At 70.6% G+C, this 15505-nt stretch carries 14 protein-coding genes; 6 read left to right on the top strand and 8 right to left on the bottom strand.

What is annotated here, in order from left to right; genetic code table 11:
• Nucleotides 1-23 precede the first annotated feature (23 nt).
• Both NBY65_RS16545 and NBY65_RS16540 read right to left on the bottom strand, forming a co-directional pair.
• On the bottom strand, nucleotides 24-1094 hold the full coding sequence (locus NBY65_RS16545; protein ID WP_150042095.1) for a hydrogenase small subunit: 1071 nt from the start codon (nucleotides 1092-1094) through the stop codon (nucleotides 24-26).
• Between the two features lie 479 nt (nucleotides 1095-1573).
• Complete coding sequence (locus tag NBY65_RS16540) at nucleotides 1574-2548, bottom strand: quinone oxidoreductase family protein (RefSeq protein ID WP_150042097.1); 975 nt, start codon at nucleotides 2546-2548, stop codon at nucleotides 1574-1576.
• Between the two features lie 99 nt (nucleotides 2549-2647).
• On the opposite strand from NBY65_RS16540, the gene NBY65_RS16535 reads away from it, so the two are divergent.
• Nucleotides 2648-3523, top strand: coding sequence for a LysR family transcriptional regulator (locus NBY65_RS16535; protein WP_150042099.1), 876 nt, complete (start codon nucleotides 2648-2650; stop codon nucleotides 3521-3523).
• Nucleotides 3524-3527: 4 nt separating this feature from the next.
• Here NBY65_RS16535 and NBY65_RS16530 read toward each other — a convergent pair whose 3' ends face one another.
• Both NBY65_RS16530 and NBY65_RS16525 read right to left on the bottom strand, forming a co-directional pair.
• Nucleotides 3528-6425 (bottom strand): ATP-binding protein, encoded by a 2898-nt coding sequence (locus NBY65_RS16530; RefSeq protein ID WP_150042100.1) that lies wholly within the window; start codon nucleotides 6423-6425, stop codon nucleotides 3528-3530.
• Between the two features lie 31 nt (nucleotides 6426-6456).
• Nucleotides 6457-7674, bottom strand: coding sequence for an EAL domain-containing response regulator (locus tag NBY65_RS16525; protein WP_150042102.1), 1218 nt, complete (start codon nucleotides 7672-7674; stop codon nucleotides 6457-6459).
• 238 nt (nucleotides 7675-7912) lie between these two features.
• Between NBY65_RS16525 and NBY65_RS16520 the strand changes: the two genes are divergently transcribed.
• Nucleotides 7913-8976, top strand: a protein-coding gene (locus NBY65_RS16520; RefSeq protein ID WP_150042104.1) for an IS630 family transposase whose coding sequence is annotated in 2 segments (ribosomal slippage) — nucleotides 7913-8405 and nucleotides 8405-8976 — 1065 coding nt in all. Because the reading frame shifts where the segments join, the coding sequence is not laid out codon by codon here.
• Between the two features lie 16 nt (nucleotides 8977-8992).
• Here NBY65_RS16520 and NBY65_RS16515 read toward each other — a convergent pair.
• From NBY65_RS16515 to NBY65_RS16505, 3 genes are read right to left on the bottom strand one after another with little or no spacing between them, the layout of a single operon-like run.
• Nucleotides 8993-9403, bottom strand: a complete 411-nt coding sequence (locus NBY65_RS16515) for a DUF2000 domain-containing protein (RefSeq protein ID WP_150042105.1) — start codon at nucleotides 9401-9403, stop codon at nucleotides 8993-8995.
• 38 nt (nucleotides 9404-9441) lie between these two features.
• On the bottom strand, nucleotides 9442-10290 hold the full coding sequence (locus tag NBY65_RS16510; protein WP_150042107.1) for an AraC family transcriptional regulator: 849 nt from the start codon (nucleotides 10288-10290) through the stop codon (nucleotides 9442-9444).
• Nucleotides 10287-11258: a nitrilase-related carbon-nitrogen hydrolase gene (locus NBY65_RS16505; protein WP_150042109.1), complete on the bottom strand. Its 972-nt coding sequence runs from the start codon at nucleotides 11256-11258 to the stop codon at nucleotides 10287-10289. The genes NBY65_RS16510 and NBY65_RS16505 overlap by 4 nt, the downstream gene beginning before the upstream one ends.
• Before the next feature lie 520 nt (nucleotides 11259-11778).
• Here NBY65_RS16505 and NBY65_RS16500 point away from each other — a divergent pair.
• Complete coding sequence (locus NBY65_RS16500) at nucleotides 11779-12147, top strand: carboxymuconolactone decarboxylase family protein (RefSeq protein ID WP_150042111.1); 369 nt, start codon at nucleotides 11779-11781, stop codon at nucleotides 12145-12147.
• 159 nt (nucleotides 12148-12306) lie between these two features.
• Here the strand turns inward: NBY65_RS16500 and NBY65_RS16495 are convergent, their stop codons facing one another.
• Entirely contained in the window at nucleotides 12307-13230 is a 924-nt protein-coding gene (locus NBY65_RS16495; RefSeq protein WP_150042112.1) for a LysR family transcriptional regulator, read from the bottom strand.
• A gap of 95 nt (nucleotides 13231-13325) precedes the next feature.
• Here NBY65_RS16495 and NBY65_RS16490 point away from each other — a divergent pair, with 95 nt between their 5' ends.
• The 3 genes from NBY65_RS16490 (at nucleotide 13326) to NBY65_RS16480 (ending at nucleotide 15452) form a co-directional block, all read left to right on the top strand.
• The gene (locus NBY65_RS16490; RefSeq protein ID WP_150042113.1) at nucleotides 13326-14138 is read left to right on the top strand and encodes an NAD(P)H-dependent oxidoreductase; all 813 of its coding nucleotides are present in this window, start codon (nucleotides 13326-13328) and stop codon (nucleotides 14136-14138) included.
• Nucleotides 14139-14228: 90 nt separating this feature from the next.
• Nucleotides 14229-14648 (top strand): YciI family protein, encoded by a 420-nt coding sequence (locus NBY65_RS16485; protein ID WP_150042114.1) that lies wholly within the window; start codon nucleotides 14229-14231, stop codon nucleotides 14646-14648.
• A 51-nt stretch (nucleotides 14649-14699) separates the two neighbouring features.
• A complete protein-coding gene (locus NBY65_RS16480; protein WP_203330554.1) occupies nucleotides 14700-15452 on the top strand; it encodes a methylenetetrahydrofolate reductase in 753 nt (250 codons plus the stop codon).
• The last annotated feature ends 53 nt before the right edge of the window (nucleotides 15453-15505 follow it).

Genomic DNA, 15505 nt, shown 5'->3' with positions numbered 1-15505 from the left:
ATGCGCCGCGTCGGAAGGCACCGTCAGCGCCCCGCGAACACCCGTTTCACCGTGGTGGCGCCGGCATGGGCGGCCACCGCCGCGGCGACCGCGCCGGCGGCGACGCCGCCGATGCGGTCGGCATTTGCCTCGATGCCGAACTGACGAAGCGGCGACAGGCGTTCGTAGAAGGGGCCGTTGTCCCAGAACGCGTCCTCCGCGCAGCCGATGCAGCCGTGGCCGGACTGGATGGGAAACGACACGCCGCCATTCCAGCGCACCGTGGAGCACGCGTTGTACGTGGTCGGCCCGCGGCAGCCCATCCTGTACAGGCAGTAGCCCTTGCGGGCGAAATCATCGTCCCAGTCCTGCACGAACTGGCCGGCGTCGAAATGCGGGCGGCGATAGCATTTGTCGTGGATGCGCTGCGAGTAGAACATCTTCGGCCGTCCCCGGCCGTCCAGTTCGGGCAGGCGGCCGAAGGTGGCCACGTAGCTGAGCACGCCGGTCATCACCTCGGCGATCGGCGGGCAGCCCGGCACCTTGATGACCGGCCTGTCGCGGATGATCCGGTCGACCGGCGTCGCCTGCGTCGGATTGGGCCGGGCGGCCTGCACGCAGCCCCACGAGGCACAGGACCCCCAGGCGATCACCGCCATCGCCTCCTGCGCCATCCATCGCAGCCGTTCGACGAAGGGCCGGCCGCCATCGATGCAGAACATGCCGTCCTCGGCGAGCGGCGCATTGCCCTCGACGGCGAGCAGGTAGCGCCCCCTGTAGGTGTCACGGATGCCTTCGAGGATCTCTTCGGCCTGATGGCCGGCGGCGGCCATGAGAGTGTCGTCATAGTCGAGCGAGATCATCGACAGCACCACGTCCTTTGCCAGCGGGTGCGCCGAGCGGATGAAGCTCTCTGAACAACACGTGCATTCCAGGCCGTGCATCCAGATGACCGGGATGCGCGGCGTGGTCTGCAGCGCGGCGGCGATGCGCGGCGCGGCGACCGGCGCGAGTCCCAATGCGGATGCGGTCAGCGTGCAGAAGCGGATGAAGCTGCGACGCGTGATCCCCTGCCGGCGCATCGCGTCGTAGAACGTTTCCGTTCCCTGGGGCATGAGCTGGGTTCCTGGCAGTGGATCATCCACGACCGCCGGGGCGCGGCACGCGCATCCCCGGCGGAGCGCGGCCGCCCGGCGACCACGCCCTGTCCGCGTGGACAGGGGATGCGTGTTTCATCCCTGGGCCTCCCACATTGAGTCTTGTCGTTGTCGGCGATCGGCGCGTCATGCCGCTTCCAGGTTACGCGCGCATCGGGAGAGATATCGTGGCACTGGCATGCAATGCGTCACCTGTTCGGTCACTGCATGACATGGCGGCGTCCACAGTATGCGATGACGGCAGCGAAACGTGAAAGCAAAATCGTATCATGCAGTATGAGACAAGGATGTTCGGGCACTGGCATCAACAACGACGCGACCAGTGACCGCCATCGGGCGGTGCCTGCGCGAGGCCGGCCCGTCATGGCAATGGCTGTATACCGCGGCGCAACATGCCAGGCAGGCCGTGGAACTCCTCGAAATCCACCACGCACGGCTCATGGAATCAGCAGGATGCTCCCGGTGGTGCGTCCGGCCTCCAGAGCGGCCTGTGCCTCCGCCGCCGCCGCAAGTGGGAATTCCGCGCCGACCCTTACGCAGAGCCCGGCCGCGATCACGTCGAACACCGCCGCGGCCGCCAGCGGATAGGCGTCCGCTTCGTTGGCATAGGCCATGACGCTGGGGCGGCTGAACGAGATCGACCGGCGCGGCCCTAGGTCCTCCACCGCGACCGGCGGAATCGGGCCGGCCACCTGGCCGAGGCTCGCCACCACGCCGAACGGCCGCACGCAGCCCAGGGTCCGGCGCAGCATCGTCCCGCCGATACCGTCATAGGCGACATCGACCCCGACGCCGCCGGCCAGTTGCTTCACCGCCGCCTCGAGCCCCGGATCGCCGTGCAGCAGCACGTGATCCGCGCCGGCCTGCCGCGCCACCTCGATTTTCGCCTCCGACCCGACGGTGGCGATCACCACCGCGCCCAGGCGTTTCGCCCAGCCGCTCAGCATCTGCCCGAGCCCGCCCGCCCCGGCATGCACCAGCACGATCGTGCCCGGCCGCACCGGGAAGACGCGATGCAGCAGCATGTGCGCGGTCAGGCCGCGCGCCATGGCGGCGGCGGCGGTGCGCGTGTCGATGCCGTCCGGCAGCCGCACCACGCGGGCGGCGGGCAGCAGGCGCTCGGAGGCATAGCCGCCGACCGGCGCGCCGACATAGGCAACGCGGTCACCGGGGACGACGGAGGTGACGCCCTCCCCGACCGCCTCCACCACTCCGGCGCCCTCGACGCCCGGCACGGCGGGCAGGTGCGGCAACGGGTAGAGCCCGATGCGGTGGTAGATATCGATGAAGTTCACGCCGATGGCGTCCTGCCGCAGCCGCACCTCGCCCGCCCCGGGCGGGCCGATCTCCCGCTCGGCCAACCGGAGTTGTTCGACGCCGCCCGGCGCGATCAGATGGATCTCCTGGGCCATGGTCCTGTCTCCGCTTCCGTGTTGCCACGGCAGATGACGCCTGGACGGAGGGTGGGAAAATCCCGGATTGTTCCACAGGCCTTGTGAGAAATTGCACCGATGTTCGACTGGGAGGACCTGCGCCACTTCGTCGCCCTGGCGGAGGCCGGCACGCTCTCCGGCGCAGCGCGGGCGCTGCGCGTGGACCACGCCACCGTCGGCCGGCGGGTGGCGGCGCTGGAACAGGCGCTCGGCAGCGTGCTGGTGGAGCGGCAGGCGCGGCGCTGCGTGCTGACCGAGGCGGGACAGCGGATCGCCGGGCTGGCCATGACGATGCAGGCCCAGGCGCATGCGCTGGACCGCGCCGCCCGCGCCCTGCACACGCCGCTGGCCGGCACGGTGACAGTCAGCGCCCCGCCGGTCTTCGCCAGCCACGTCCTGGCGCCACGGCTGGGGGAACTGCGGCGGCTCTATCCGGACCTGCACCTGTCCTTGCTGGGCGACCCCGCGACCGCCTCGCTCGGCCGGCAGGAAGCGGACATCGCCATCCGGCTGAGCCGCCCGCGCGAGGCGCGCAACGTGGCGCGGCGGCTGGGCTGCATGGCGTTCGGGCTCTACGCCGCGCCGGGCTACCTGCAGGACCGGCCCCCGGCCGCCTGGGACTTCATCGCCTACGACGGTTCGCTGGAGCACGTGCCGCAGCAGGCCTGGCTGCGGCAGGTCGCCGCTGACCGGCCGGTGGTGTTCCGCAGCAACGACCTCGCCAGCCAGATCGCGGCGGCCCGCGCCGGCGTCGGCATCGCCGCCCTGCCCTGCTTCCTGGCCGACGAGGATGCGGGGCTGGCGAAGCTGCCGGTGCGGCTGCCCGCCTGCGCCCGCGACATCTGGCTGGTGGTGCATGCCGACCTGCGCCGCATGCCGGCGGTGCGGGCGGTGATGGAATTCCTGGCGCGGCAGGTCGCGGCGGCCGGGCTGGGCCGGCCCGACGCCCCCTGACGCCTCATCCGGCCGCCACGATCCCCGCGTCGCCGCACGCCATGCGCCCCGGCACCGGCGCCAACGCGGTGACGGCCTGCTCGGCCAGCGCCCCGATCTCGGCAACGCGCCCGAGCGCGTCGGGGTGATCGCTCGTCTTCAACGCCCGTTCCAGTTCCCGCGCCGTCGCTTCCAGGGCCCGCAACCCGAGCGTGCCGGCGCTGCCGGCCAGGGCATGCGCCTCCCGCGCCAGCGCCTCCGTCGTCCCCGCCTCGGCCAGGTCCCGCAGCCGCGCGAGCCGGTCCGGCACGTCGGCGAGGAAGACCGTGACGACCTCGGCCACCGTGTCCTCGCCCAGCGTGGCCGCGAGCGCGTCCAGCACCGCCACATCGATCGCCCCGGTGGCCGCCGGCGCCGGCGCGGCGGGCGGGTCCGTGCCGGCGGCGATGGCGGCCCCGCAGACACGGTCGAGCTCACGCGCCAGCCGCTCGCGCGTGATCGGCTTGGGCGCGAAGCCGTCCATCCCGGCGGCCCGGCAATTCGCCTCGTCCTCGCGGAACGCATTCGCGGTCAGGCCGATCACCGGGATCCGTCCCGCCGGCCCCTCCAGCGCGCGGATGGCCCGCGTGGCGGTCAGCCCGTCCATGACCGGCATCATCACGTCCATGAACACCAGGTCGACGCCGCCACGCCGCACCGCCGCGACCGCCGCCGCCCCATCCTCCACCGCCTCCACCCGATGGCCCAGCTTTTCCAGCAGGCCGGTGGCGATCATCCGGTTGACCGGATTGTCCTCGGCCAGCAGCACGCGCAGACAGCCGGGCGAACGGAGCGCCGCCGGCGGCCCGGCGGCCGCACCAGCCGTCGCCACGATGACATGGAAACGGAATTCCGATCCCTCGCCATCGCGGCTGAACACGACGATGTCGCCGCCCATGGCCTGCACCAGCCGGCGGGAAATCGCCAGCCCCAGCCCGGTGCCGCCGAAGCGGCGCGTGATCGAGCCGTCGGCCTGCGCGAATTCCTGGAACAGATTCTCCTGCGCCTCGGCGGGAATGCCGATCCCGGTGTCGCGCACCCGCCAGTCGAGCCGCCATCCGGTCGCGGCGGGGGCCGCGTCCAGCCGCACCGTGATCCCGCCCGCGCCGGTGAACTTCACCGCGTTGCCCACCAGGTTCAGCAGCACCTGGCGCAGCCGGTGCGCATCGCCGCACACCTGGGCGGGCACCGCCGCGTCCGCCTCCACGCGCAGCCACAGCCCCTTCTCCGCGGCCAGCGGCGCCATCATCATCTGCATGGCCGCCAGCACCCCGGCCGGCGCGAACGGCGCCGTCTCCAGTTCGATCGCATTCTGGTCGATCTTGGAAAAATCGAGGATGTCGCTGACCAGGCCCAGCAGATGCCGCCCGCAATGGCGGACGGTCTGCACGCAGTGCTGCTGGCGCGGGGTCAGCTCGGTGTCCTGCAGCAACTCGGCCGCGCCCAGGATGCCGTTCAGCGGCGTGCGGATCTCGTGGCTCATCACCGCGAGGAACCGCGTGCGCGCCTCTATCCCCGCCTCCGCCGCCGTGCGCGCCGCCCGCAGCGCGTCCTGGGCCTGCTCCCAGGCGGTCACGTCGCTGAAGCTGCGCACCGCCGCGCCGTCGGGCAGCAGCTTCGTGCGCACTTCCAGCACCGTGCCGGTGGGCCGGGTGCGCTTGTAGAGCGCCGGCCCATCGGTGAAGCTGGCCATTCGCCCGAGCGTGGCCGCCGCTTCCGGCGGCTCGACCTTGGTGGTGTATTCCCCGGCCGCGCGCTGCCGGTCCATCATCTCCTCGACCGGCATGCCCGGCTGGATCTCCGGCGGCAGGCCGAGCAATTCCACCAGCCGACGGTTCATCACCGCGATCCGCCCGTCCGGATTGACCATCAGCAGCCCCTGGCTGATGTTTTCCATCGCCAGGTTCAGAACGCGCTGCGCTTCCTCCCGCCGCCGCCGATGCCGCGCCGCCACGGCCGCGATCGCCAGCACCACCAGCGTCACCACGGCGCAGACCGGCAGCATGCGCCACAGGTCGGCCCGGTACTCGGCCAGCACATCCATCTCGTCCAGCCCGACCGAGACCAGCAGCGGCAGGCCGGGCAGCCGGCGGAAGCTTTCGATCCGCCGCACGCCGTCCTGCGGGTCGGTCCAGGTGAAATGGCCCGCCTCGCGCGCCACCGCTTCCTGCACCGCCGGGCTGGCGCTCGGCTGGCCGGTGATCACGCCCTCGGCCCCGGCGGCGATGCGCGCCCGGATCACGCCGTCCAGGCCGATCAGCGACATGGTGCCGCGCACGCCGATGTCCTCCGCCGAGACGAAGCGCACCAGCGCCGCGGGCTCGGCCGAGACCACCACGATGCCGTTGAAGGATCCCTCCGGCCCGCGCAGCATCCGCACGAACTGAATGGTCCACAGCTTCGAGAGCCGCCCGAACACGGGCGGGCTGACATGCAGCACGTCTTCCGGCCGGTCGGCGAAGCGGCGGAAATGCGGACGGTCCGAAAGATCGACGCGCTGCGTCGTCTTCTGCAGGTTGCTCAGCCGCACCATCCCGTCGCGAGCGACCAGGGTGATCTGCACCGGCACGCGCTGGACCGGATCGACCGCGGCCAGCCAGCCCGCCAGATCCGGCTCGGGGCCGCCACGTTCGTCCAGCGCGCGGATCAGCAGCGCCGTCTGGTCCAGTTCGCGGACCGTGCGCAGCAGCGCCTCGGCATAGGCGTGCGCCCGGCTGGCGCTGTCCATCTCCGCCCCGCGCAGGGTGTCGGCGCGTTCCTCGACCAGGTGCACCGCCGCGACGCCCCAGACCAGCGCGATCGCCGCCGCCGCCCACAGCCATTGCAGGCCGATCCACGCCGCGAGGCGCCGCGGCGCGGCCAGGACGCGGCCTATGCCCGACATGACGGCCCCCATGTTCCCAAGGAAAGCGGGATCATCCTCTGGCCTCGTCCACCCAGGTACAATCCTTCAGCCGCATCTCGATATCCGCGCCACTAAGCGGTGCCGCGAACAGGAAGCCCTGCCCGACCACGCATCCCAGATGCTGCATCAGCGCGGCGATGTCGGCGGTCTCGATGCCCTCGGCGACCAGTTGCAGATCCAGCTCACGCGCGATCGAGACGATGGCGCGGATCATCTTCGGTGCTTCCGGATCGGTCAGGCTGGTGCGCACGAAGGACTGGTCGATCTTCAGTTCGCTGAACGGCAGCCGCATCAGTGACAGCAGCGAGGAATGCCCGGTGCCGAAATCGTCGATCGACAGCTTCACCCCGCGGATGCGCAGCCGCGTCAGGATATCGGCCGCCATCACGAAGTCGCCCATCATCGCGCCCTCGGTGACTTCCAGCACCAGCGACGCGGCCGGCACCCCGGCTTCGGCCAGCGCCTCGGACACCTGCTCGGGCAGGGACAGGCCGGTCAGGCTCAGCGGCGAGAGATTCACCGCGAGCGTCATGTCCGGGCAGGCGGCCCGCCAGCGCCGGAAGCTGCCAAGCGCCTGCCGCAGCACGCACCAGGTGAGCCGGTCGATCAGCCCGGCCCGCTCGGCCAGGGGAATGAACAGGTTCGGCGGCACAACGCCGAATTCCGGGCTGCGCCAGCGCGCCAGCGCCTCCACGCCGATCATCCGCCGCCCGGTCAGGCTCACCTTCGGCTGGAACAGGCAATGCACCTCGCCCTGCTCGATCGCCTGCGCGAGCCGGCCCGGATCGATGGCCCCCGTTCCCGTCACCTGCCGCCGGCCGGATGTCTCCGGAACGCGGCGCAGCAAGGCGACCAACTGCTCCACCCACAGCGGCTTGCCGAGCGTGCCCGCGACCCGCAGGCCCAGCGCCGAGGCGAGGCGCGCGGCCGCCTGGCGCACCCGCTCGTCGAACCCGGAGACGAACACCACCATCGGATCGGTGCCGCTCTCGCGCAAGTGGCGCAGCAACTCGATGCCGTCGTTCTCGCGCAGGCCGAGATCGAGCACCACGACATCGTAGGCAGTCCTGCCCAGCCGCGCGACCGCCTCTTCCAGGGTGGTCGCATCATCGGCGAGGAAGCCCATGCGGCTGGCCGCGCGCCCGACGAGCAGACGTTGCACCGCTTCGTCGTCCACCACCAGCAATCGCCGCGCCGCAATCATGGCTTCGGTCGTATTCACGCTCACCCCGGTTTCATAACCTCATCAGGCTACAATAGCTCCATTTTATAATACAATCGAAATCATGCTGAAAAATAACGCATGTAACAGCAAATATTATGTATCCAAACTAATTTCGCATCAGGATTTCATGCCGCCCCGGGGCGCACCCGCGCCTCATACCAAATCCTGGTGAATCCGACTCATGGGGGATTCCCTGAGACGGGGCTATGTGATTCAAGCTGGCGAGCAACGGAGCTTCGCCATGGGTCAGCCGCTTCCTCTCCGCCCTGATTACGATGCGGCCTCACTGCGGGGGCTGGCGCGGCGCTCGAAGGAAGCGGGGCAGTCACGGCGGCTGCTGGCGCTGGCGGCTATTTACGACGGCGCATCCCGGACGGAGGCAGCGCGGGTCGGCGGCGTGACCTTGCAGATCGTGCGGGACTGGGTGCTGCGGTTCAACGCGGAGGGGCCGGAGGGATTGATCGACCGCAAGGCGCCGGGCCAGCCGCCGCGCCTGACTGAAACGCACCGGACGGCACTGGCGGCGGCGATCGCGGCCGGACCGAAGCCTGCGGTCCACGGCGTGGTGCGCTGGCGGTTGGTCGATCTCGGCCAATGGCTGTGGGAGGAGTTCCGCGTCCCGGTGTCGAAACAGACGCTGAGCCGGGAGTTGCGTGCCATGGGCTATCGCAAGCTGTCGGCCCGACCTCGGCACCATGCGCAGGCGGCGGGGGCGGTTGAGGATTTTAAAAAACATTCCCGCCCCAGCTGGAGGCGATCGCGGCCGGGAAAAGCATCCCGCTCGACCGGATAGAGATCTGGTTTGCCGACGAAGCCCGCGTCGGCCAGAAGAACAAGATCACCCGTCGCTGGGCCCGGCGCGGCAGTCGCCCCTCGGCACCGCAGGACCAGCGCACCGCCTCCACCTACATCTTCGGCGCCATCTGCCCGAAGGAGGGAAAGGGAGCGGCGCTGGTGCTGCCTCATTGCAACATCGCGGCGATGAACCTGCATCTTGCCGAAATCGCCACCGCGGTGGCGCCGGGGGCGCACGCCGCGCTGCTGCTCGACCAGGCCGGGTGGCACACCTCGGAGCGTCTCGTGGTGCCGCCCAACATCACCCTGGTGCCGCTGCCGCCGAAATGCCCCGAACTCAACCCCACCGAAAACGTCTGGCAGTTCATGCGCGACAACTGGTTGTCGAACCTCGTGTTTCGCTCCTATGACGCCATTGTCGGTCAGTGCTGCGACGCCTGGAACAAGCTCATCGCCCAGCCTTGGCGCATCATGTCCATCGGCCTGCGCGACTGGGCTCATGGGTTCTGATCAGTGGGATTTGGTATCAGGGATGCAGCGAAGCCCCCTTCGCGGCCTTGTCCACCTCCTTGCGCGGCCCGCGCAGGGCGAGCCCGACGAGGTCCGGCGCGTCGGCGGGTTCCTCGCGGAAGACGGCCCGGTTCGCGGCGTCGTGGCCGGTGGCGAACATCGCCCGGACATAGACGGCGCGGGTCAGGTCGCGCGCGATCGCCTGCCGGAAGGCCCGCTGCAGGACCTCCGGCCCGGCGGCGAAGATCAGGATCGGCTGGCCGAGCAGCGGCGCGTGCCTTCGACCGGCCGCGTCCTCGTAGGGCGCGCCCATCGCCTCCGGCGCGGCGGCGGCGATGCCGGTGGCCAGGAAGGCGGTGACGTTCAGCTTCTGCCAGACCGCGAGATCCTCGCGCACCAGGATCGCCACCTTCGTCTCGAACACCATGCCGCCCCCGCTTCATGCCGCGCTTCGGAACCGCCATCTCAGGCGATCGCGCGGCGCCTGTCTGGAACATCCGTGCAGAGGGCGCGGTAGGCGGCGGGGGTCACGCCATAGGCCCGGCGAAAGCGGCGGCCGAGATGGCTCTGGTCGGCGAAGCCGCACGCGGCGGCGACGTCGGCCGGCGCCAGGCCGCAGGACAGCAAATGCCGCGCCCGCAGCAGCCGGATCTGCACCAGATAGGCGTGCGGCGAGGTGCCATAGGCGGCGCGAAAGGCGCGGGCGAGCTGGAAGCGATCCGCCGCCCCCGCCGCCCGCGCCAGGGCGTCGGCGCCCGGATCCCCGGCAAGGTCGTCATGCAACCGCTCCCGCGCCCGCCGCGCCACCCGGTCGTCGCGACCGGGCGGCAGGCGACGCGGCTTGCGGCCGAGATGCGGGCGCAGGCGGTCCAGCACGCCGTCCAGCGCCGCATCGCGCGCGAGGCGTTCGCCCGAGCGCGACAGGACCCGGCAGGCAGCGCGGATGGCCTGGCCGAGCGGCGGATCGTCGCAGAGGCTGGCGATGAAGCCCGGCTCGCCGCCGGGAGCGTCCGCGAGCCCGGCGGCGAGCCAGGGCCTCGGCAGGTAGAGCATGCGGTAGACGAAGCCCCCGGCCGCGCCCGCCTGCCCGTCATGCGCCTCCTGCGGCTCGATCAGGATGACGCAGCCCGGCGTGCTGCGCCGGCGGGCGCCGCGGCAGAGGAAGTCCTGCACGCCCTGGTCCGTGACGCCGACCAGCCAGTCGTCATGGCGGTGCAGGTCATAGGCATGGGCGGAGAAGCGGGCGTGGATGGCCTCCACGCCGCTGGCGTCATGCACCAGTTGCACGCGGTCGGGCAGGAACAGACGCTTCATGCCTCCGGTGCGCTCTCCGTCTCGTCCGCCGCCCCGGTCCGCGTGGCGAAGCTGACCGCGGCGCGAGGGGTTTCGTCGACGCTCAGGCGGAACACCTCCGGCCGGGCGTAATGCCCGACGACATCGAGGTCGTACTTGCCGCGGATGGCGTCGTCGGGGTCGATATCGGCGGTGATGATGGCCTCGCGGCCGTACACCGGCCCGGCCAGCACCTCCCCGAGCGGGCCGACGATCACGCTGCCGCCGCGGATCAGCTCGGTCTTCGGGTCGTTGCCCTGGATGGCGTCATAGGCGTCCGGCGCGTCGCCGCGGGTCATGAACTGGCAGGCGCTGAGCACGAAGCAGCGCCCCTCATAGGCGATGTGGCGCATCGAGGCCTGCCAGATGTCGCGCTCGTCCACCGTCGGCGCGCACCACAGGCTGATGCCCTTGGCATACATCGCCTGGCGCAGCGCCGGCATGTAGTTCTCCCAGCAGATCGCCGCCCCGATCCGGCCGAGCGGCGTCTCCAGCACGGGGATGGTGGAGCCGTCGCCCTGCCCCCAGATCAGCCGCTCACTGGCGGTGGGCATCAGCTTGCGGTGCCGGCCGAGCAGCGCCCCGTCCGGGCCGAAGAACAGCGCGGTGCAATAGAGCGTGCCGCCCTCGCGCTCGATCACGCCGGTGACGAGATGCGCCCGCATCCGCGCGGCGAAGCCGCCGATGGTGGTGCATTCCGGGCCGGGCACCTCGATCGCCGCCTTCCAGTAGCGCAGGTAGTCCTCCCGCCCGGCGGCCGAGCGGGTGCCGACGCGCGCGCCGAAATCCAGACCCTTCGGATAGCCGCCGACATAGGCTTCGGGGAACACCGCGAGTTCCACCCCCTGCCCGGCGGCGGCGAGACAATGCGCCTCCATCCGCGCGAGCGTGCGCGGCGTGTCGAACAGGGTGGTTCCGGCCTGGATCACGGCGACACGGTGCTGGCTCATAGGCTTGCTCTCCCAAGGCGTGTTCACGACCGGTCCGTGCCTGGCCACCACGTGGCAGGTCCGGCGGCCTCGCCCATGGTGATGCCAGCGCAATCGCCGCCGCAATCAGGAATGAGGATCCGGGGATGGCCCGGACGGGTGGGCCTCGCGCATCCGCGAGGGGGTTCTGCAAAGGCCGCACACAGCGGGCGGCTTCTCCTGCCCTGTCCCCCAGGATCGGTGCCAGGGAATTCCCCTGGCGTAAGGCTCAGAGGCCGAGATGGGCGAGCGTGGCGAGAATTTCCTGTATCGCAAGATTCACCTGTCTCTCTTTTTATTTCTTAGTCAGGAAATAAATATTGATATCAAAACAATATGCCAAAGACTCAGAATATATTTTTTTGTTTCGGAAAATTATAGACCCTGAACGGGCACACCCGTTTCCGCCGGTTCATCGTGCCCATGCCATCGACCTCGCGCCACGGGTCGAACCGTGCTATCCTGCGTTGCCCCGGCGGATCGAATTCCGGGAGAGCAGGCCATGAACAAGCTTGAAGACCTCAGGACACGCCGCGAGGCGGCGCACCGGCGGTTGCTGGCCCTGAAGTCGCGGACCTACCGGTCCTTTCTCGACATGGAGCGCGCCACCTACGCCGACGGCGCGCTGACGAAGAAACACAAGGAACTCGTCGCCATCGGTATTTCCGTGGTGATCGACTGCGAGTCCTGCATGCAGTGGCACATCGAGCAGGCCGCCACCGCGGGGGCGAGCTTCCAGGAGGTGCTGGAAGCGGTGGAAGTCGGGATCGAAATGGGCGGCGGACCCGCCACCGTCTCCGCACGGTTTGCGCTGGAGGTGATGGATTCCATCTTCACCGGCCAGCCGCCGGCAACCACGCCCGACAATTGAGCCGCGGCGGGGCCTTGCCCCGCACCCCACCAGGAGGCTTCGCCTCCTGGACCTCCACCAAGGGCAAAGCCCTTGGATCCCATTCCTTGCCGCGCAGCGCACCCAGGGTGCAGGGGCCTCCTGGCCCCTGCCGGGTCCAGGGCAGCGCCCTGGCCTTCCTTACCGCCCCGCCTCGATCCCCGGAATCTCGCCGACCCGCGCCAGCAGGAACTCCACCAGCAGCCGCACCCGGGCGATGCCGGCACGTTCCGGAACGATCAGCAGGCTCAGCGGCACCATCGGCAGCGTGTAATCGGGCAGGATCGCCTCCAGCCGCCCGGCCGCCAGCAGGTCATCCACCAGCCAGCGATGCGCCGGCGCGATGCCACGCCCGGCGAGCAGGGCCTCGCGCACCGCCAGCCCGTGATCGACGCGGAAACGTCCCCCGAACGGCACCGCGTGCAGCGTCTCGTCCGGCCCCTGCAGCACCAGCGTCTCACTGCCGGCCACGTTGCACATGCGGATGCCTTCGTGGCCCGCCAGGTCCTGCGGCCCGGCCGGGCGCCCTCGCGCCGCCAGGTAGCCGGGCGCGGCCACCAGCAGCCGCCGGCTCCGCCCCAGCGCCCGCAGCTTCAGGGAGCTGTCGCCGAGCGGCCCCAGCCGCAGCGCCACATCCACCCCCTCGCGTACCAGGTCGATGCGCTCGTCGGTCAGGCTGAACTCGACATCGATCTCCGGGAAGCGGTCCTGGAAGGCGAAGATCAGCCGGCCGACATGCAACACCCCGATCGCCGCCGAACAGGAGATCCGCACCGCCCCCGCCGGCGCGCCGCGCCGGCCGCGCACCTCGTCGCCAGCCTGTTCGACCAGGCGCAGGATCTGCACGGCACGGACGTAATAGCGGCCGCCTTCCTCGGTCAGCGTCACCCGCCGCGTGGTCCGGCTGAGCAGGGCGACGCCGACCGTCGCCTCCAGCTCGTGCAGGTGCCGCGTGATCGTCGACTGGCCCGTCCCCAGCTCGCGCGCCACCGCCGACAGGTTCCCCCGCTCGGCCACGCGCACGAAGGTGCGCAGGCGCTCCAGCGTGACATCGGATTTATCCATTTTCCGGCAGGATCCTATCCATTCCCTGCATATGGCGGGTCATTGCGGCCTTGGCTACCACCGGGGGCGAAGCGTCACCAGCGGATCCCCCAGCCATGAACATCCTGCATGTCTTCGCCCACCCCGAACCGCGCTCGCTCAACGGCGCGCTGCGCGACGTCGCCCTCGCGGAACTCGCGGCCCAGGGCCATGCGGTGCGGGTCTCCGACCTGCATGCCGCCGGCTGGAAAGCCGTGGTCGACCGCGCCGACTTCCCCCTGGCGTCGGAGGACGAGCGGTTCCGGCCGGTCGGGGCCTCCCGCCAGGGCTTCGCCGCCGGCGCGCTGACCGCGGACGTGCTGGCCGAGCAGGAAAAGCTGCTCTGGGCCGATGTGCTGATCCTGCAATTCCCGCTCTGGTGGTTCACCATGCCGGCGATCCTGAAGGGCTGGGTCGACCGGGTCTTCGCCTACGGCTTCGCCTATGGCGTGGGCGAGCACAGCGACCGGCGCTGGGGCGACCGCTATGGCGAGGGCACCTTCGCCGGCCGGCGCGCCATGCTGATGGTGACCACCGGCGGCTGGGCCCCGCATTACAGCCCCCGCGGGATCAACGGGCCGATCGACGACCTGCTGTTCCCGATCCATCACGGCATCCTCTGGTATCCGGGCTACGCCGTCCTGCCGCCCTTCGTGGTGCATGACGCGGATCGCCTCGACGCGGAGGGGTTCGCGCGCGCGACGGCGGAGCTGCGCGCGCGGATGCGCGGGCTCGCGACCACCCCGCCCTTGCCCTTCCGCCGGCAGAACGGCGGCGACTACACGATCCCGGACCTGCAGCTGCGGCCCGGGCTGGGCGATACGGGGGCCGGCGGCTTCGCCCTGCACAGCGACGCCGGCGCCCCGCCGCCGCCGGACACGCATAAATGATCCCCAGGCGGATTGGCCCCGCATCGCCGCGTTCATCCTTTTCTCCGACAGGGGCCGCTGCCGGCCCCGATCGGTGGAGGAGAGCGACCGATGCGCGTGATCGTTCTGGTGAAGGCGACCGCCGAGAGCGAGGCGGGGGCCCCGCCCTCGCCCGGGTTGCTGGCGGCCATGGCCCGGTTCAACGAGGAACTGGTCGAGGCCGGCGTGCTGCTGGCGGGTGATGGCCTGCATCCCTCGGCCCGGGGCAGGCGGGTGATCCTCGACGGGGCGGAGCGCCGCGTCGTCGATGGCCCCTTCCCCCCGCGGGAGCTGATCGCCGGCTTCTGGCTATGGCAGGTCCGGGACATGGACGAGGCGGTGGCGTGGGTGAAGCACTGCCCCAACCCCATGTCCGGCCCCTGCGAGATCGAAATCCGCCCGTTGTTCGAACCAGCCGATTTCGACGCGGCCCTCGCCCCGGAGGTGGTGGCGCTGCCGCTCGGGGCCGGGGGGCGGCAACCGGCCGGCTGAACCGGCCGGCATCAGGCGGGGCATTGCCGCCGGGCCGGCCGGGCAGCAATGCTGCGGGCCATGAGAATTTCGGTTGAACTGGTTCCCCGCAGCGAGGCCGCGTTGCTGGCCGACGCGGCCACCGTCCGGGACGCCCTGCCGCAGGCAAGCGCCCTCAACATCCCCGACCTGCTGCGCTTCCCGCTGCGCAGCTGGGAGGCCTGCGCGCTCACGCACGGCGTCATGCCGGCGTCGATCCCGCATATCCGGGCCATCGACATCCCCCCGGGCGAGGACCTGCCCATGGCAGAGGCGATCCTCGCGGCCGGGTTGACCGAAATCCTGGTCATCAAGGGCGATCCCCCGCATGACATGAGCCGGCGGACCTGGCCGAACAGCAGCGAGGACATCATCCGCCGCTGCAAGCGCCGCCATCCCGGCCTGCGCGTCTACGCCGCCTTCGATCCGTACCGGCAGGGGTTCCGCGACGAGCTGGACGCGGTCGCCCGCAAGCGCGATGCCGGGGCGGACGGGTTCTTCACCCAGCCCTTGTTCGACCTGCGGCTGCTGGAGATCTGCGCGGAGATGCTGCGCGGGCAATGCGTGTTCTGGGGCATCGCCCCGGTGCTCGGGGAGCGCTCGCGCGCCTATTGGGAAACCACCAACCGGGTGATCTTCCCGGCCGACTTCGCCGCGACCCTGGAGTGGAACCGCGACTTCGCCCGCCGCGCGCTGGCGACGATCGACGAGCTGGGCGGCAACGCCTACCTGATGCCGGTGCGGGTCAATCTCGATGCCTATCTGCGCGGGCTGCTGCCAGGGTAGCGATATGGGTCGTTGAGCCTCGTGTGGATGTCCATCCGATGCGGGCATCCTTG

This window comes from Rhodovastum atsumiense (genome assembly GCF_937425535.1).
GTDB classification, from domain to species: Bacteria; Pseudomonadota; Alphaproteobacteria; order Acetobacterales; family Acetobacteraceae; genus Rhodovastum; species Rhodovastum atsumiense.
This window is presented reverse-complemented; position numbering and strand designations above follow the sequence as displayed.